This window comes from Mesorhizobium sp. B2-3-13, from assembly GCF_006442195.1.
In the GTDB taxonomy this organism is placed as follows: Bacteria; Pseudomonadota; Alphaproteobacteria; order Rhizobiales; family Rhizobiaceae; genus Mesorhizobium; species Mesorhizobium salmacidum.
The window spans coordinates 232,230-250,108 of record NZ_VFVQ01000006.1; the positions used below are offsets into that span (position 1 = coordinate 232,230).

17 protein-coding genes are annotated in these 17,879 nt (G+C 62.7%); 12 read left to right on the forward strand and 5 right to left on the reverse strand.

What is annotated here, in order from left to right; all coding sequences use genetic code 11:
* Window positions 1–102: 102 nt before the first annotated feature.
* Entirely contained in the window at window positions 103–1,767 is a 1,665-nt protein-coding gene (locus tag FJ941_RS09905) for a Na/Pi cotransporter family protein (protein ID WP_140505131.1), read from the reverse strand.
* 379 nt (window positions 1,768–2,146) lie between these two features.
* On the opposite strand from FJ941_RS09905, the gene FJ941_RS09910 reads away from it, so the two are divergent.
* The 9 genes from FJ941_RS09910 (at window position 2,147) to FJ941_RS09955 (ending at window position 10,841) form a co-directional block, all read left to right on the forward strand.
* Entirely contained in the window at window positions 2,147–2,527 is a 381-nt protein-coding gene (locus tag FJ941_RS09910; RefSeq protein WP_140505133.1) for an RcnB family protein, read from the forward strand.
* Between the two features lie 155 nt (window positions 2,528–2,682).
* Window positions 2,683–2,877: a hypothetical protein gene (locus tag FJ941_RS09915; RefSeq protein WP_140505135.1), complete on the forward strand. Its 195-nt coding sequence runs from the start codon at window positions 2,683–2,685 to the stop codon at window positions 2,875–2,877.
* A 279-nt stretch (window positions 2,878–3,156) separates the two neighbouring features.
* Complete coding sequence (dnaG, locus tag FJ941_RS09925) at window positions 3,157–5,112, forward strand: DNA primase (RefSeq protein ID WP_140505138.1); 1,956 nt, start codon at window positions 3,157–3,159, stop codon at window positions 5,110–5,112.
* Window positions 5,113–5,538: 426 nt separating this feature from the next.
* The gene (rpoD, locus tag FJ941_RS09930; RefSeq protein WP_140505140.1) at window positions 5,539–7,563 is read left to right on the forward strand and encodes an RNA polymerase sigma factor RpoD; all 2,025 of its coding nucleotides are present in this window, start codon (window positions 5,539–5,541) and stop codon (window positions 7,561–7,563) included.
* Between the two features lie 209 nt (window positions 7,564–7,772).
* A complete protein-coding gene (locus tag FJ941_RS09935; protein WP_140505142.1) occupies window positions 7,773–8,066 on the forward strand; it encodes a GYD domain-containing protein in 294 nt (97 codons plus the stop codon).
* 180 nt (window positions 8,067–8,246) lie between these two features.
* Window positions 8,247–8,465 carry a DUF333 domain-containing protein gene (locus tag FJ941_RS09940; RefSeq protein ID WP_246673758.1) on the forward strand — a complete coding sequence of 73 codons (219 nt, stop codon included), beginning with the start codon at window positions 8,247–8,249 and terminating at the stop codon, window positions 8,463–8,465.
* 79 nt (window positions 8,466–8,544) lie between these two features.
* A complete protein-coding gene (locus tag FJ941_RS09945; RefSeq protein WP_140505145.1) occupies window positions 8,545–9,609 on the forward strand; it encodes a DMT family transporter in 1,065 nt (354 codons plus the stop codon).
* Window positions 9,610–9,612: 3 nt separating this feature from the next.
* Entirely contained in the window at window positions 9,613–9,993 is a 381-nt protein-coding gene (locus tag FJ941_RS09950) for a DCC1-like thiol-disulfide oxidoreductase family protein (protein WP_140505147.1), read from the forward strand.
* Window positions 9,994–10,148: 155 nt separating this feature from the next.
* Complete coding sequence (locus FJ941_RS09955; protein WP_140505148.1) at window positions 10,149–10,841, forward strand: PadR family transcriptional regulator; 693 nt, start codon at window positions 10,149–10,151, stop codon at window positions 10,839–10,841.
* A gap of 116 nt (window positions 10,842–10,957) precedes the next feature.
* Here FJ941_RS09955 and FJ941_RS09960 read toward each other — a convergent pair whose 3' ends face one another.
* On the reverse strand, window positions 10,958–11,191 hold the full coding sequence (locus FJ941_RS09960; protein ID WP_246673759.1) for a YiaA/YiaB family inner membrane protein: 234 nt from the start codon (window positions 11,189–11,191) through the stop codon (window positions 10,958–10,960).
* A 244-nt stretch (window positions 11,192–11,435) separates the two neighbouring features.
* Between FJ941_RS09960 and FJ941_RS09965 the strand changes: the two genes are divergently transcribed.
* Both FJ941_RS09965 and FJ941_RS09970 read left to right on the forward strand, forming a co-directional pair.
* Entirely contained in the window at window positions 11,436–12,077 is a 642-nt protein-coding gene (locus tag FJ941_RS09965; protein WP_140505150.1) for a TetR/AcrR family transcriptional regulator, read from the forward strand.
* A 44-nt stretch (window positions 12,078–12,121) separates the two neighbouring features.
* Complete coding sequence (locus FJ941_RS09970; RefSeq protein WP_140505151.1) at window positions 12,122–12,415, forward strand: HlyU family transcriptional regulator; 294 nt, start codon at window positions 12,122–12,124, stop codon at window positions 12,413–12,415.
* A gap of 108 nt (window positions 12,416–12,523) precedes the next feature.
* Here FJ941_RS09970 and FJ941_RS09975 read toward each other — a convergent pair whose 3' ends face one another.
* A complete protein-coding gene (locus FJ941_RS09975; RefSeq protein ID WP_140505153.1) occupies window positions 12,524–13,558 on the reverse strand; it encodes a class I SAM-dependent methyltransferase in 1,035 nt (344 codons plus the stop codon).
* Between the two features lie 199 nt (window positions 13,559–13,757).
* Between FJ941_RS09975 and FJ941_RS09980 the strand changes: the two genes are divergently transcribed.
* Entirely contained in the window at window positions 13,758–15,851 is a 2,094-nt protein-coding gene (locus FJ941_RS09980) for an EAL domain-containing protein (RefSeq protein ID WP_246673760.1), read from the forward strand.
* A gap of 139 nt (window positions 15,852–15,990) precedes the next feature.
* Here FJ941_RS09980 and FJ941_RS09985 read toward each other — a convergent pair whose 3' ends face one another.
* Together FJ941_RS09985 and FJ941_RS09990 are read right to left on the reverse strand one after the other, a co-directional pair.
* The gene (locus FJ941_RS09985) at window positions 15,991–17,193 is read right to left on the reverse strand and encodes an MFS transporter (RefSeq protein ID WP_140505156.1); all 1,203 of its coding nucleotides are present in this window, start codon (window positions 17,191–17,193) and stop codon (window positions 15,991–15,993) included.
* A gap of 170 nt (window positions 17,194–17,363) precedes the next feature.
* On the reverse strand, window positions 17,364–17,822 hold the full coding sequence (locus FJ941_RS09990) for an Lrp/AsnC family transcriptional regulator (protein WP_140505199.1): 459 nt from the start codon (window positions 17,820–17,822) through the stop codon (window positions 17,364–17,366).
* Window positions 17,823–17,879 lie beyond the last annotated feature (57 nt).

A 17,879-nucleotide genomic window follows, 5' to 3' on the forward strand; every position in this document is an offset into this window, starting at 1 on the left:
CCGACGGATGGGCGGTTAAGCAAAGACTAATTTGGCCGTTCACGGCTGGAATGCCTACCCCTTGTTGCCAAGGTGCATGCCGCCGCGGCGAATCGTTGTCGCCTAGCTGGCCTTCAGCCGTGACCCCGTGAGCAGGCCGCGCTCTTCCAGCACGGGATAGGCCATCGAGGCCAGCAGCGAGTTGATCTGCTTCAGGTCGCGGATGGTATCGAGGTGGATCGAACTGGTTTCCACGCTTTTGGCGGTGCCTTCGCGCAGCCGCAGGAAATGGCTGGCGCTGGTTTCTTTTTCGCGGTCGCGCAGCTGGTCCTTCTCCAGCACCAGCTGGCGTGCGGTTTCGGCATCGCGCGAGACCAGCACGTTGAAGGCAAGCCGGGCATTGGCCAGCACTGAGGCGTGGAAGGCGCACAATTCGCTCCAGCCTTCGTCGGTGAATTCCAGCCCGCGTTCGAATTTCTTCTTCACATGGACCAGCATGTTGCGCACGACGATGTCGCCGACCTGCTCGAGCTTGACGCAGGCGCCGATCAGCTCCTGGCAGCGCAGCGCCTCGTCTTCGGTCATCGGGTTCCTCGTGACCTTGGCGAGGTAGAGCTTTATGGCCGCGTGCCTGCGATCGACACGGTCGTCGAGCGCCGCCAATGCCTTGATCTTGTCCGAGTCGGCGTCCTCATAGAGTTCGATGATACGCTTGAGCATGATCTCGACCGTCTCGCAGACCCGCACCACCTCGCGTGTGGCGTTGGCCAGAGCCTGGCTCGGCACATCGAGCGCGCTTTCGTTGAGCGCCGACAGTTCGACGACGTCGAGCGTGGCGGCCGGCGCCGGCTTGGCTCCGAGTGCCACGATCCTTTCGGAGGCTCGGTAGACCAAACCGGCCAGCGGCAGGCCGGCGAGCAGGATGATCACGTTGAACAGGATATGGGCGTTGACGATCTGATCGGCCGCCGTCGGGCCGAGGAAGGCGACATGCGGCCGGAAGATCATGAACAGGATCAGCATGACCAGCGAGCCCAGCCCGCGCATCAGGAGGTTGCCGACCGGCACGACGCGGACTTCGGGGCTGGCCGAGCGTGTCAGCATCGGCGCGATGAGCGATGAACCGAGATTGACCCCAAGGATGAGGACGAGGCCGAGTTCGGGGCTGATCAGACCGCGGCCGGCCAGCGTGGCCATCAACAGCACCGCCGCGATGCTCGACTGGAACAGCCAGGTGATCATTGCCGCCAGCAGGTAGGCGGTAATGGAATCGGTGGAGAAGTAATTGAGGATGACCGGCAGCAACTGGCTGTTGCGCAGCGGCTCGGACGCCTGGCCGATCATTTCGAGGGACAGGATCAAGAGGCCGATGCCGACCAGGATGCGGCCGATCTGGCGCCAGTCGCGCCGCTCGGTGGCCATGAACATCACCGTGCCTGATGTCAGGCAGAGCGGCACCAGCAGCGTGAGATCGAAGGTCAGCAGCTTGACCACCAGAGCCGAGCCGATCTCGGCGCCACGCACGGCCAACTGGCCGGCGGCGCCCGAAACGATGCCGGAACCGGCGAAGGAGCCGACCAGCAAGGTGACGGCGGTCGAGCTTTGCAGCGCGATCGCAAGGCCGGTGCCGGCCAGCACCGCCATGATCGGATTGCGCATGGTGGCGCGCAGACGATGACGCAGCACGTCGCCATAGGCGCGTTCGACGCCGGTCTTGACCATGCGGGTGGCAAACAGCATCAGCGCGACCGCGCCGGCCAGATGCAGAAGGACGACCGAGCCGCTCATCGCCGCGCCTGCGCGCGGGCATGGCGCGCGCTTCGGGCAGCATGGCGACAGGGGGCGAAGACGAGGGCACGAATCATGGTCATGGCAGCCTTGGAATATAGCCGGAATATTTTAGCCGGTTAATAAAAATTTGTCGATTTCAAGGGCCGCCGCGAGGCGACAGCCGGTGTCGGAAAATGGACGGGCCCGCAAATGGTTGCATGGGCCTAAGCAGTGGATTCGGCCGGACCTGCGACGCTTTTGGCGCCCGTCTTTGCGACGATGTTCAAATCTTTGGATTAACCGTCCGAATTCGTTACATAATTGTAATGCCGGCGTTCAGTTTCGGTTCATCCCTTGGCCGCTATTCCCCTGGCATCGACAACCAAGGAGACTTCTGATGAAACGCATTGTCCTTTCCGCTCTCGCTTTCTCGATGCTGGCCGCCACCTCGCTCACCGGCCAGGCAGCGCCGATGAACGCGCCAGTGGCGCCGCAGTCGAACTACGCCAAGGTCGACTGGCAGAAGCCCTCCAACCGGGATGTCAAGAAGCGCGTCATCCAGAAGCGGTTCGTCCAGAAGAAGGTGATCGTGAAGCGGAACCACTGGCGCAACGGCCAGAAATATTCCGGCTGGAGGCAGCACCAGCCGATCCGCGATTATGGCCGCTATGGACTGCATCGTCCCGGCCGCGGCCAGGAATGGATCCGCGTCGGCAATGACTATGTGCTGGTCGGCATCCTCTCCGGCGTCATCTTCGGCGCGCTTGCCGCGCAGTAATCATCTACGATAGCCGGCATGTCGCCGGCCTTTCGATAGCAGGCGGCCCGCAAGGGTCGCCTTCTATCGCGTGATCTTCGAAGAGACGGATCAAGAGATCATCGTGACCAAGATCGGACCGCGTGGATCGGTATATGATTGAAGGAAATGCCGGGATGAACAACGTCGCCTATGTCACGACGCCAGGTGGCGAGGAACTGGCCCTCCTGCCTCGCAGCGAACTGGAAGCCCTTCGTGAATCGCTGGAGCATGCGCAGGCGCTTGGCGGGTTTCGTGCCGGGCAGCTTCCCGGTCTTACGCCCGATGAAGCACGAGCACTTGTCGGCGCGGTCTCTCCGCTCGCTTTTTAGCGCAGATACCGCAAGCAGACCCAGGCCGTTCTCGCTGCCTCCGTGGGCGTGACCCAGAACTATCTTTCGGATATCGAGAACGGAAAGCGCGGTGGGGACGTCACGCTTTGGCTGCGGATTGCCCGTGCTCTCGAATTGCCGATCGAGAGTTTGGTCGACGACGGCGACTGACCGGCGGTACAGCGGGGTCGCCTTGCCCTGTGGAAACCGGGTATGGCCTCTATTGGGGGTCGTCTGAAATCGCGGGCATGATTATATGGTGACGAAACGAGTTCCCCGATGCGATTTCCGCCCGCCTTCCTTGACGAGATACGCGACCGCGTGCCGATTTCGCAGGTCATCGGCCAGCGCGTTGCGTGGGATCGCAAGAAGACCAATACGTCGCGCGGCGACTATTGGGCCTGCTGTCCGTTCCATGGCGAGAAGAGCCCGTCCTTCCACTGCGAGGACAAGAAGGGCCGTTACCACTGTTTCGGCTGCTCGGTCTCGGGCGACCATTTTAAATTCCTGACCGAGCTCGAAGGACTGAGTTTTCCCGAGGCGGTCGAGAAGATCGCCGACATGGCCGGCGTGCCGATGCCGGTTCGCGACGCACAGGAAGAGCGGCGCGAGCAGGAACGCGCCAGCCTGACCGATGTCATGGAGATGGCGACCGCCTTTTTCCAGGAGCGCCTGCAAGGGCCCGAGGGCGCCAAGGCCCGCGCCTATCTGCGCGATCGTGGGCTGACGCCGGCGACACAGCAGTCGTTCCGGCTCGGCTTCGCGCCCGACAGCCGCAACGCGCTGAAGGAGCATCTGGCGGCCAAGGGTGTGCCGAAAGCCGATATCGAGGCCTGCGGGCTGGTGCGCCATGGCGACGACATTCCGGTCTCCTATGACTGGTTTCGCGACCGCATCATGTTCCCGATCCCGGATTCGCGCGGCAAGATCATCGCCTTCGGCGGCCGCGCGCTGGCCCCCGACGCGCTCGCCAAATACATGAACTCGCCCGATACCGAGCTCTTCCACAAGGGTAACGTGCTCTACAATTTCGCCCGCGCCCGGCAAGCGCTGTCAAAGGGGGCTCTGGCCAAGGGCGGCACGGTCATCGCGGTCGAAGGCTACATGGACGTGATCGCGCTGGCGCAGGCCGGCTTCGAGAATGTCGTGGCGCCGCTCGGCACGGCGCTCACCGAAAACCAGCTCGAACTGTTGTGGCGCATGGCGCCGGAGCCGATGCTGTGCTTCGACGGCGACAAGGCCGGGCTGAAGGCGGCCTGGCGGGCCGCCGATCTGGCGCTGCCATCGGTGCAGGCCGGACGCTCGGCGCGCTTCGCGCTGCTGCCGGAAGGCAAGGATCCCGACGATCTGGTCAAGGCCGAGGGGCCGGAGGCCTTCCGCGCCGTGCTGGCCGATGCGCGGCCGCTGGTCGACCTGTTGTGGATGCGCGAGACGGCGGGCGGCGTCTTCGACACGCCCGAGCGGCGGGCGGAATTGGGACAGACACTGCGGGACCTCAGCAGCCGCATCCGCGACGAAAGCACGCGCTACCACTACCAGCAGGAAATGCGCGAGCGGGTGCTGAGCTTCTTCGGCTCCCAGCGCAATGCGCGGCAAGGCCGTCAGGATGGCGGCCGGCCCGGTCAGCGCGGCCAGGGCAAGCCCGCGCCCGGCGGGCAATTCGCCAAGGCAGGCGGCGGGCGCATGGCGATCACCGAAAGCCTCGGCCAGTCGGCGCTGGTCAGGCGCGGCGAGGGGATGTCGGTGCGCGAGGCGACGATCATCGTGGCATTGGTCAACCACCCGGCGCTGATCGACGAGAATTTCGCCCATGTCGAGTTCCTCGACCTCGCCAATTCCGACCTGACGCGGCTGCACGCCGCCATCCTCGACGCGATGGCGCATAACATGGCCAATGACCGCCACGCCGTGGTGGCGACGATCGAGCGCGCCGGCTGCGCCGAGATCTGGGAGCGCGCCGTCGGCCTGATCAAGCGGGCGCGGCAATGGCCGGCGTTGGAGACGGCGGCCCTCGAGGATGCCCGCGACGCTCTGAACCAGGCGTTGCACTTGCAGCGCAGCGCGCGCACCTTACATAAGGAGTTGAAACAGGCGGAAGCGGCCCTCGAAGCGGATCCTTCGGACGAAAACTTCCGCCATCTGATCGAAATTCAGGCGCAATTTCAGGATGTACAAGCGACGGAAGCGCTGATCGAAGGATTTGGTGTTTCGTCGGGCAGGGCTGGGCGAGCCTAGGTGCATGCGAGCGCGAAATGAAGGCGCGGCCACGCTTCCCCTGGGGGCGAGGCGCGCTAAGTCGGGTAATTGATTCGCTTTTTTCATGCGAATCATGCCAGAGGCGCTTGACCTTCGGACAGAATGGCGGAATCAGGACGATTCGAAACGTTAACCCGCACCCGCGTCGACGGGAAACAAGCGATGCAAGGTACTTGGTCACTGGACAGGCGGCCCGCCTGACACAGATATCAGGGTTAATCTGGACTTAATGTATGCCGCCCAAGAGTGGAACCCGGTTTTGGGGCAACGGCATGCACCAAACAAAAGAGTGGATGCAGCTCATGGGCGGGGTGACGCGCGTTTAGAAAAACGGGCGTATCCGATTTGACTGGTCCGACAGCTGACGCGGCCCCCATGGCCGGCCGCTAGGAGAAGATAAAGACTATGGCGACAAAAGAAAAGGAAGAGGCCGAGACCGAACGCGAAGGCGCCACCGATGGGCCCTTGCTCGACCTTTCCGATGATGCTGTCAAGAAGATGATCAAGGCCGCCAAGAAGCGCGGTTATGTCACCATGGACGAGCTGAATTCGGTGCTGCCTTCCGAGGAAGTGACTTCTGAGCAGATCGAGGACACGATGGCGATGCTGTCCGACATGGGCATCAACGTCGTCGAGGATGACGAGCAGGGCGAAGAGGCCGAGGCCGGCGACACAGCCGCCGATGCCGAGGAAGACGCCAACGAGCTTGCCGAGCAGACCGGCACCGCGGTCGCCGCCACCACTACCAAGAAAGAGCCGACCGACCGCACCGACGATCCGGTGCGCATGTATCTGCGCGAAATGGGCTCGGTCGAGCTGCTGTCGCGCGAGGGCGAAATCGCGATCGCCAAGCGCATCGAGGCCGGCCGCGAGACGATGATCGCAGGCCTCTGCGAAAGCCCGCTGACCTTCCAGGCGATCATCATCTGGCGCGACGAGCTCAACGAATCCAAGATCCTGCTGCGCGAGATCATCGACCTCGAAGCCACCTATGCCGGCCCCGAAGCCAAGCAGGCGCCGGTGGTCGAACGTGTCGAGGAAGCGCCCAAGGCCGAGGAAAAGCCGCGCCGCGGACGCGACGATGAAGACGACATCACCAATGTCGGCGTCGACACGCGAGGCATCGGCGACGACGACGAGGAAGACGAGGACGAGGCGAGCCTGTCGCTGGCGGCGATGGAAGCCGAACTGCGCCCGCAGGTGATGGAGACGCTCGACGTCATCGCCGACACCTACAAGAAGCTCAGGAAGCTGCAGGACCAGCAGGTCGAGAACCGGCTGGCCGCCGCCGGTACGCTGTCGCCCAGCCAGGACCGCCGGCTGAAGGAGTTGAAGGACCAGCTGATCAAGGCGGTGAAGTCGCTGTCGCTCAACACGGCGCGCATCGAGGCGCTGGTCGAGCAGCTCTACGACATCAACAAGCGCCTAGTGCAGAACGAGGGCAAGCTTTTGCGCCTCGCCGAAAGCTATGGCGTGCGCCGCGAGGAGTTCCTGAAGGAATATCAGGGCTCCGAACTCGATCCGAACTGGACGCGCTCGATCGCCAACCTGACCTCGCGCGGCTGGAAGGAATTCACCAAGAACGAGAAGGATGCGATCAAGGATCTGCGCGCCGAGATCCAGCACCTGGCCACCGAAACGGCGATCTCGATCCTGGAATTCCGGAAAATCGTCAACCAGGTGCAGAAGGGCGAGCGCGAAGCCGCGATCGCCAAGAAGGAAATGGTCGAGGCCAATCTGCGCCTCGTCATCTCGATCGCCAAGAAGTACACCAATCGCGGCCTGCAGTTCCTCGACCTGATCCAGGAAGGCAATATCGGTCTGATGAAGGCGGTCGACAAATTCGAATACCGCCGCGGCTACAAGTTCTCGACCTACGCGACATGGTGGATCCGGCAAGCGATCACGCGTTCGATCGCCGACCAGGCCCGCACTATCCGCATCCCGGTGCACATGATCGAGACGATCAACAAGATCGTGCGCACCTCGCGCCAGATGCTGCACGAGATCGGCCGCGAGCCGACGCCGGAGGAACTGGCCGAAAAGCTCGCCATGCCGCTCGAAAAAGTGCGCAAGGTCTTGAAGATCGCCAAGGAGCCGATCTCGCTCGAAACGCCGGTCGGCGACGAGGAGGATTCGCATCTGGGCGATTTCATCGAGGACAAGATGGCGATCCTGCCGATCGACGCGGCGATCCAGGCCAATCTGCGCGAGACCACCACGCGCGTTCTGGCCTCGCTGACGCCGCGTGAGGAGCGCGTGCTCAGAATGCGCTTCGGCATCGGCATGAACACCGACCACACGCTGGAAGAAGTCGGCCAGCAGTTCTCGGTCACCCGCGAGCGTATTCGCCAGATCGAAGCCAAGGCGCTGCGCAAGCTCAAGCACCCGAGCCGGAGCCGCAAGCTGCGCAGCTTCCTGGATAGCTGAGACCTGCCAATCGCATTGGAGATAAAGGGCGCCACGGGCGCCCTTTTTCATAGGCGTGTTCGCTCTTGCGACCCGCGACCTTAGGGAGGATAATTTCGCGTCGGATGCATTTTTCGGGCGACAACCCCGGAAGCCCGCCCCGGTCGAGGCCGTGTCGACAGACCCACGGCCTGAGTGCCGTGCTCCGTGGCCCCGGAGGGAGGTGTGCCATGACAAGCTACATAGTGCTGATGAACTGGACCGAGCAGGGCGCCAAGAACGTGCGCGAATCCCCGAAGCGGCTCGATGCCGCCAGGAAGCAACTGGGCGAGATGGGGGGATCGTTCAAGGCGTTCTACCTGACCATGGGCGAGTACGACATGGTGGCGGTGGTCGAGGCGCCCGACGACGCGGTGCTCGCGCGTTTTTCGCTGATGCTGGCGGCGGCCGGCAACATCAGGACGCGGACGATGAAGGCGTTCCCCGAATTCGCCTATCGCGAGATCATCACCTCACTTGGATGATGGGGTTTTTGCGGACAGCCGGATCAGGTGCCGCCTCAACGGCACGTGATCCGGCGCGCGTTACGACAAATTTGACAGCTGCCTCGGGACAGGACGTCTCGCCGTGGTAGACATGCGGCCAAGGAGAGATCGCATGAATAATTTTCGATACTGGCCGCCGGTCTTGCCTTGATGTCGTCGATGCCCATCGACGCCGGCGCCGCACAAAAACCGGTCGGCATGGCCAATCCGGCATCGGCCCACTGCGGTGCGATCGGCGGCCGCTTCGTGGTTAGGAAGGACAAGGCCGGCAACGAATACGGGTTTTGCCGCCTGCCCAGCAGTCGCCTGTGCGAGGAGTGGGCGCTGTTTCGCGACAACAAATGCGTCGGGCCCAAGGTGGCGATGCATCGGAACTGACGCATCTGTTGGACAGCGACGCATGCCGTGTCGAGTGGTCTCGTCGATGACATGGCACGCCGCCGTGATAGGGTGAGCCATGCCCGAAGCACATTCCCATTCGCATCTGTGGCCCGGCGTGCCGCTTGCGCTCGGCTCGGCCGCCTTGTTTGGCGCAACGCCGCCGCTGTCCAAACTGCTGCTCGACAACGTCAGCCCGTTCATGCTGGCGGGTCTGTTGTATCTCGGCGCCGGCATTGGCCTAGCGCTCTACCGGCTCTTGCGCGGCGGGGGAGCGGGCGACGGAGAGGCGCGCCTTGCCGCCGGGGATATTCCTTGGCTGGCGCTGGCAATCGGTATGGGCGGCATCGTTGGACCGGTGCTCTTGATGTTTGGCCTCACTCTCAACACTGCGTCCAGTTCCGCCCTGTTGCTCAATCTGGAAGGCCTGGCGACAATGGCGATCGCGTGGCTCGTTTATCGCGAAAATGTCGACCGGCGTCTGCTTTTCGGTGCTTTCGCCATTCTGGCGGGCGCGGTGCTGCTGTCATGGGCGGGGCAAGGCATTGCCTTCAATCTAGGCGCGCTGCTTGTCGCGGGGGCCTGCCTGGCATGGGGCCTGGACAATAATTTCACCCGCAAGATATCGGCGGCCGATCCGGTGGCCATCGCAATGCTGAAGGGATTGGTGGCGGGCGCCGCTAATGTCGGGCTGGCGCTCGCCTCCGGCGCGGCATTTCCCGCCGCGACCACGGTGATGGCCACGGCCGCCGTCGGTTTCTTCGGCATCGGCGTCAGCCTCGTCATGTTCATCCTCGCGCTGCGTCACCTCGGTTCGGCACGCACGGGAGCCTACTATTCGCTTGCTCCCTTCATCGGCGCGTTGCTGGCGATCCTGGTGCTGGGCGATGCCGTCACGCTCAAGCTCGGGATAGCCGGTCTGCTGATGGGGGTTGGCCTGTGGCTGCATCTGTCCGAGCGCCATGAGCATGAGCACGACCATGAGGCGCTGGAGCACGAGCACAGCCATGTTCATGACGAGCATCACCAGCACCATCATGACGGACCGGTCCGCGAGCCGCATTCGCACTGGCACCGGCATGCGCCGCTACGTCACAAGCATCCGCACTATCCCGACCTGCATCATCGGCACGATCACGGCTGACCGATGCCCGGCCCCGCGCTGACCGTCTGGTACAACACGCGCTGTCCGGTCTGCGATGCCGGCATCAGCAGGCAGAAGGGGCGGCTGATCGCGGCGGTCAAGGCCGGTCGGGTCGAGTTCCGCGATATCAACCTGGAGCCGGATGCGCTGTCGTCGCACGGCGTCTCGCTGGAGGACATCCGCCGCCGGCTGCATGCCACCGATGCGGATGGCAATTTGCTGATCGGCGCCGATGTGGCGATCGCGGTCTGGCTGTTGACGCCGGGTGAGGGCTGGCTGGCAAGCCTGTTCGGCAATCGGCTCATGCTGCCGCTGACCCGCCTTGCCTATGATCGCTTCGCCGATCTCCTCTACGGCTGGAATCGGCGCAAAGGCCGCTGGTAGTCCATTCGCACTCTATCCATTCCTGCCGAGCCTGACGCTTCGAAGCCACGATGTCGCTTGGCTCGTGGCCAGATACATCGTAAGATATATCTTGACTTGACGGCACTGCGCGCCTAACTAAGATATATCGTAAGATAGAACTCAAGGAGCAATCAATGCACAGACACGATCATTCCGATCATCATCATTTTGGCGAGCGCATGTTCATGCACATGGCCGGCAAGTTTGGTGGCAAATTTGGTGGCAGAGGGGGCGGCGGCTTCGGTCCGTTCGGCGGCAGGGGCGGTGGCCGCGGCCCGGGCGACATGTTCCGCGCCGGACGGATGCTCGCCGACGGTGACCTCAAGCTGATCACGCTGTCGCTGCTGGCCGAGGCGCCGCGCCACGGCTACGACATCATCAAGGCGCTGGAAGAGCGCACCAGCGGCATCTACAGCCCGAGCCCGGGCGTGGTCTACCCGACGCTGACCTTCCTGGAAGAGGCCGGCTATGCCGTGTCGACGAGCGAAGGCAACAAGAAGGTGTTCTCGATCACCGAGGCCGGGCAGGCGCATCTGGCCGACAACCGCGAAATGATCGACGGCGTGCTCGATCATCTCGAGCGCTTCGGCCGCAAGATGGCTAAGGCGCGCGACTGGTTCGGCTGGAACGATGACGGCGAGGACCGCCGCGGCGGCCGGAGCGGCCGTGGCGAGCGCTCGGAAACGCGTGACGAATTCCGTGCCATCCGCCACCGGCTGCGCGCGGCACTCGGCGACATCGTCGATGCGCCAGCTGAAAAGCAGGCCGAGGCGATCGCCATTCTAGAAGCCGCCGCCGAAGCGCTGGAAGCGCTGTCGCACCGCTGATCTCATGATGTCCGCGCGTCTCTTGAAGCGCGAAAGCCCAACAGAAAAGCCCGGGGAGACCCGGGCTTTTCTCGTCAGGCCATGCCGGCATCATTCCTTGCCGACATATTCGCTGATCAGCTTTTCGTTGCGCGCCTTTTCGATCTTGGCGGTGGTCTCGGCGGAGATGCGCTCGTCGGTGCGGTACTTGACCAGTTCACCAGGCTGCCGGTGAGCAGCAGGATGCCCATGGCCCAGTAGCCCTTGGTCGACAGGTCGACCGGCGCCAGCCACAGGGACGGGCCAAGCATGAAGTAGGCGGCGCCGACCGAGACGGTGTTGAACATGATGTAGGTCTGATTGCCGTTCATTGTCGTGTTCCTTTGATTGGATCGAAGTTGGGTTTGATGTGGTCGTGGTCAGGTCCAAAAATCTTCAGTTGATGGTCTTCAGGCGCTCGAGCACGCCCCTGGCGCGCACCTTCACCGCCGGGCCGTGCCCGGCGCCAAAAGAATTATGAACGCTGTTCACGATATCCGGCATATGGTAAACGAAGGGAGGTCGGGGGTGCGAAAAAGCGTGCCGTCGAAGGCACGCGCATCCAAAAGGACTGATATGGCGCTGGACAAGGAAGAGACGGGCGAGCGGGTGCTGGCCATTGCCGAGACGCTGCTCAACGAAGGCGGCATGGACAATCTGAAGGCCAGGACCATCGCCGAACAGGCGGGCATCTCGGTCGGCTCGGTCTACAATCTGTTTTCCGATCTCGACGGGGTCCACCGCGCAGTCAACATGCGGCTGCTCGACCGGTTGGGGATCGCCGGCGCTGCGGCGATGGCCGATCTTGGCAGGCGCGGCATCACCGACGTGCGCCAACGGCTGATGGCGCTGGCCGGCGCCTATGTTCGCTTCGTCGAGGCGCATCCCGGCAGCTGGCCGGCGCTGCTTGCCTTCAACAGGCGGCGTCCGGTACTGACCGCGCCCGACGTCTACGAGGCACGGCTCGACCAGTTGTTCGAGATCATCGCCAGCGTCCTTGCCGACGGCGGCTTCGATCTCGACGAGGACACACGCCGGATCGCCGCGCGAACCCTCTGGTCAAGCGTGCATGGCATCGTCACCAGCGGTTATGCGGCAAGGTCCGTGCGCCGGCAGGCGGACGAGATCGACCGGCAGATCGAGCTCCTAGTCACCGTCTTCATCAGGGGGCTGGAACGCGGCGGCACATTCGCGCATGCTGGGCCGACAGCGTCATGAATCGCATACCGACGGCGATCGCAGGCGGCAAGGAGATTTGAGCGATGTCTTTTCTGAAACGTCTTTTCGGCGGCGGTGGCGGCGAAGCGGCCGAGCCCGCAAGTGCCGCGCCCGCCAAGCAGGTCGAGCACAAGGGTTTTACGATCAGCGCCACGCCCTACAAGAACGAAGGCCAGTACCAGACCTGCGGCGTCGTCTCCAAGGAGGTCGATGGCGTGGTGAAGGAGCACAAATTCATCCGTGCCGACCGTTTCGCCGGACTGGACGACGCCGTCGACATCTCGATCAAGAAAGGCATCCAGCTCGTCGACGAGCAGGGAGATCGGATTTTCGGGTAGGGTCCAGGCGTCTCCGAAAGGGCGTGGATCGCGCGTGAGGGGGCTTACACCCTCGAGCACTCCGTGAAGCGCTCGAGGTCCTTGGCCGGCGTGCCATCCAGGTGGGTATTAGCCGCGCTTTTGGATGACGCCGTAGAGCACGTTGCGATTCTCGCCGAAGTACACTTGCGCCTCCACGGTGTTGCGGTCGACGCTGGCATTGATGATGTTCCACATGTCGACTTCCGACCGCAGCAGCAGCACCCAGTCCATAAACGTTTCCCGGTAGCCGGCGTCAGGAGTGCCCTCGGCGTAGTTCGCAAACAGGAATGTGCCGTTCGGCTTCAGCATCTGCAGACAGGTCTTGGTGAGTTTCACGGCGACGTTGTGCTGGAGGTAGTCGTAAAGCCCGGAGGCATAGATGAGATCGAACTTGCCAAGCTTGTGGCCCCTGGTGAGCACGGTCCGTACCGAGCCGTCGATGGCCTCGACCGCGGTGCCCTGGAAATCGCGCGCGATCAGTCCGACGCTCTGGGGATCCTGGTCGAGCGCGACCCAGCGCTTGAGGCCGCCCTCGGCCAATGCGGCCGAACGGTTCGCTTCGCGCAGATGGCCGGCCGCGATAGCCAGGACTTCGGTTTCCGGTCCATTCTTGGCCGCGGTCTCATCGACATAGCGGGTCAGCAGATCGCGGCGCTCCCGTGCCGCGACGCATGACGGCACGTTCTGGGTATGGCTGTAAAGCGCCTTGCCGATCTCCGAGGCGTTCGCCACGCTCTCGGCCACGTGCGGGTCACAATAGATGTAGTCGAGCAACTGCGCGTCGCCGGAATAACCCCTGGGCTTGGTGAAGGACCAATGCGTCAGCGGATCCTCGAGAAAGTACTTCTGGATCGGGTGGTTCTGCGCCACCGGTATCAAGGCTTGCCACACGTCGGGATGAACCTTGGCACGCAACGCGTTGAGAAGCGACAGCAGGCGGCGAACGATCTCGGCGGGAAACTTTTGCTGCTCGACCTGTTGCTGTGTCGCGTGGAGGATGAGCGCCAGCTCCGCGCGAGCGGTTTCGAACGCTTCGCCATGATGCTCGGGCTTTCCTCGACGGAGACCACTGGCAATTGCCTCCGCAGTAATCAGACTCTGGCCATCAAAGACAGTTTGCACACCAAGACTCCATAGTTAACAGTCAGTTAACTTATTGCTTAGAATATTCGGTTTGCCAATGTCGGGTCGCGGGCATTTTACCGGTATGATTAATTTCCCGCTAACCATGTCAATTCTTTGGGGTTTTTAAGGAGGGGATTCCGGGTTCGAGTTAACGGAAACTTGTCCTGCATCATTGCATTTGATCGCGCGGCAAGAGATGTCGCGCCCAAGGAGTCGGTCTGCGTTGGGGGCAGAAGCTGCAAAAGAATTCGGAACGCGAGATGCCCTTCAGCCGGGATTTGTCGTGAACGAACGCGCGTCATCCAGAGTGGCCGATGCGGTCGATTCGGAACCGCACGATCCCCGCCAGGAGCTAGGGGCGGCCGAACTTCGCATCCTTTACCGTACGGAAGCCCAGGCGAAGCGAAGGAAGGAAGCCAGGCCAGGCCTTTGGATCGCCGTCGTCATCTATGTCTTGTTTTCGGTATCGGATCTGCTGCTGATACCGGATGTGGCCGCCCTCACGATCACGGCCCGCTTCGCTGTCGGACTGACCGCACTGTTGGTCCTGGAAGCACAGCTTCGCAGGGGAGCCGCCACGGACTGGCTTGACGTAACCTGCGCCGCGGCCATCATCTTCGGCTATATCGGCTGGCTTTACCCCGCCTCCATGGGGGCGAACAAGGAAACCGTCGCCTATTATATGGTCTTCGGCACCATTTTCATGATGAGTGCCAATCTCTTCTTCACGTTCCGTTTCAAAGTGTCGATCATAACGTCGACTATAATTTTGTGCATCTTGTATGTGGTGAACTACTTTCTACCCGCGTCGCTGGCATATAAGATGGTATTTGGCACTTTCTACGTTTCGTGCTTCACGTTCACATCCTATGTGAACTGGAAGCTGAACGAAGAGCGCTACAACGTCTTCCTCAACGCGCTGGAGGCCAAGATCCAGCACAATGAGGCCACCGAGCGCGGCAAGGCCCTGCTCAGGCTGTCGCGGACGGATCCGCTCACAGGCCTGGAGAACCGGCGCGCCATCGACGAGAAACTGCGCGACTACTGGAATGACTGGCAAAAGCTTGGCCATGGTTTTGCGGCGATCCTCATCGACGTCGACTTCTTCAAGAAGTTCAACGATTGCTATGGCCATCAGGAAGGTGACCGTTGCCTGATCCAGGTCGCCGAGGCGCTCAGCGACCTGATCAAGCAATATGATGGCTCCATCGGCCGCTATGGTGGGGAGGAATTCATCGTCCTGGCTCGCATGGCCAGGAAAGACCAGGTCGCGGATCTCGCCGAAGCCATTTGCAGCACGGTGGAGAATCTGGCGATCGCGCACGAGTTGCGGCGGGATGGCATCGCGATCGTGACGGCGAGCGTAGGCGCGGCATTCACCAGGAAGCAGACCGCCGCCAAGCTGGAGAAGATCATCCACGAGGCCGATCGAGCGCTCTATCTGGCAAAAGCCGGCGGCCGAAATTGTGTCCGGCTGTTCGATCCGACCGATCCCCAGAGCAGCGACGAGAGCGAGAATCTCGCGGCTTTGCTGAAGATCGCGATCGGCCAGGATCTCGTTTCGCTTGTCTATCAGCCCATCCAGGACGTCGCGTCGGGCCGGGTCGAGGCCGTGGAGGCGCTGATGCGTCTCAAGATGCTCGACGGGACCCTGGTTCCGCCGAGCCTGTTCATTCCCGTCGCGGAGCGAACCGGCGCCATCCTCGAGCTCGGGCGTTGGGCAATAAGGACCGTGTGCGCCGAACTCCTGGCGCAGGATCACGTGCGCGTCGTCAGCGTCAACGTCTCGCCGATCCAGCTCAAGACGCCCGGCTTCGCGACATCGGTCGCGACCATTCTGGGCGAGACCGGCGTGACCGGCAACCGGCTGGCCTTCGAGATCACCGAGGGGCTGGAGATGGAGATGCACTCCGACATCCTGCGCTGCATCAGCGATCTGAAGCTGCTCGGAATCAGAATATGGCTCGATGATTTCGGGACGGGCTTCGCCGGCCTTTCGTGGCTTCGTCTCATCGATTTCGATACGGTCAAGATCGACCGCTCGTTTCTCCACGACTGCGGCACCCCCAAGGGCATGGCGATGCTGCAGGATATCATCGCGCTGGTCAGAAATCGCGGCCACAAAATCCTGGTCGAAGGGGTGGAGACCGAAGAGCAGATGCTCCTCATGCGCCAGTTTGGCATCGACAAAGTCCAGGGCTTTCATGTCGGCCGCCCGGCTCCGGCCGCGAATTTCCAGACCAAACGGGCCATTCAGAAGCGGCCGTTCACGGTTCTCAAGTCGGCGTGACGCCGAAGCAGGCGGTGGCTTGACCGGCCATGGCCCGTCAAGCCCGTTTGTCATCTGGCCACGATTGCCGTCCGGCCGTGTCTCCTGATTTTATGCGTGTCGTTATCCCGGAACCGAGGAGACTTCCGGGCGACATGCACTATGCCGTCTGCAACGCCGTGCGTGGCAGCGGCGGGAAGGCGATGGCTATGCCCGCGGCACCCAGGCCGATGAGAGCCGAGCCGATGAACAGCCAATGGTAGCTGGCATAGGCGTCGAAGATCATGCCGCCGGCAAGCGGCCCCAGCGCCATGCCAAGGCTGGAGAGCATGGTGGCGGCGCCGAATACGGTGCCGAGAATGCGCTGGCCGAAATATTCGCGCGCCAGCACGGCGTAGAGAGGCATGACGCCGCCATAGGTGGCGCCGAAGATGACGGCCAGCATATAGAACTGGTCGAGCTGGCTGATCGAGAGATAGGCGGCAATGACGATCGCCTGGATCGCCAGCCCCGCGATCAGCACCGGCTTGACGCCCAGCCTGTCGGCCAGCACGCCGTAGAACAGCCGGCCGCCGAGGCCAGCCAGACCCTCGACGCTGTAGATCGAGACCGCGGCCATCGGGGCGACGCCGCACAGCATGGCGTAGCTGACCATGTGGAAGATCGGGCCGGAATGGGCCGCGCAACAGGCGAAGAAGGTTAGCCCCAGCACGATGAATTGGGGCGAGCGCAGCGCCTGCCCGACCGTCAGGCCGGCGCCTTCGGCGACTGGTGCCGCGGCCGCACCGGAGACGGCGGGTTTCGGCGGCTGGCGCACCAGAAGGACGGCGGGCAGCAGGAGCACCCAGGCCAGGAGGCCGATGTCGAACATGGCGGCGCGCCATTCATAGGCCGAGATCAGCCAGCGCGCGAAAGGCGAGATCGTCATCGGCGCCACGCCCATGCCGGCCGAGACCAGCGATACCGCGAGCCCGCGATTGGTGTGGAACCAGCCTGATGTCAGCGCGATCATCGGTGCGAAAAAGGCGCTTGCCGCGAGCCCGACGAGCACGCCATAGGTGATCTGGAAGGTGAGAAGCGACCCGGCGCGGCTTGCCAGCACCAGCGCCAGCCCGAGCAGCACGGCGCCGATCGTGACGACGATGCGGGCGCCGAACCGGTCGGACAGGGCGCCCCAGGCGAAGCCGCCGAGGCCCATCACCAGGAAGTTGAGCGTCATGGCGCTCGAAATGCCCGCGCGCGACCAGTTGGTATCGATCGCCATTGGCTCGAGGAAAATCGCCAGCGAAAACATCGTGCCGATGGCGACACAGGACATCAGCGCGCCAGCCGCGACGATGACCCAACGGTAGGAATGATTCATGTTTCTTCTCCCAGCCGGGAACAGGATCGATCTTTCGACGCTGCCCGGCAATTCCGGTTGCGTCCCAAGGACGTTCGAGGCGTGCTCGGATCGACATTCCAGATGGAAATTCTTATAGGCCAGGCGATGGCCTGCGCCTCGTCAAATGCGCTGAGAAATATTTCAAAGGCTCAGATCGGCAGTTCTGATGTGTACTTGATCGTCCAGCTGGGAACGTCGGTCTTGACGTTCTGCACGCCCTTGATGCGGCTCAGATGCTCCGACTGGAAACGGCGATAGTCGTTGATATCAGCCGCCACCACGCGCACCAGGGCGTCGCAGTCGCCTAGCATGAGATAGCATTCCATCACTTGCGGTAGCTTGGCCACCTCGGTGGCGAAGTGCTCGATCGTGTCCTCGTCCTGCGTCTTCAGCCAGATCCGGGTGAAGAAGGTGAGGCCCTTGTCGATGCTGGCTGGATTGAGCACGGCGACATAGCGGTCGATGACGCCGGCTTCCTCCAGGAGCTTGACGCGCCGCAGGCAAGGCGAGGGCGACAGGCCGACCTCATTGGCCAGATCATTGTTGGCCATGCGGCCGTCGCGCTGCAGTGCCCGCAGGATGCGCTTGTCGATGTCGTCGAGCTTCATGGCGTCGAATTCCATTTTCCTGCGGATATGTGACATTCAATGCCAAAATTTGGCGAA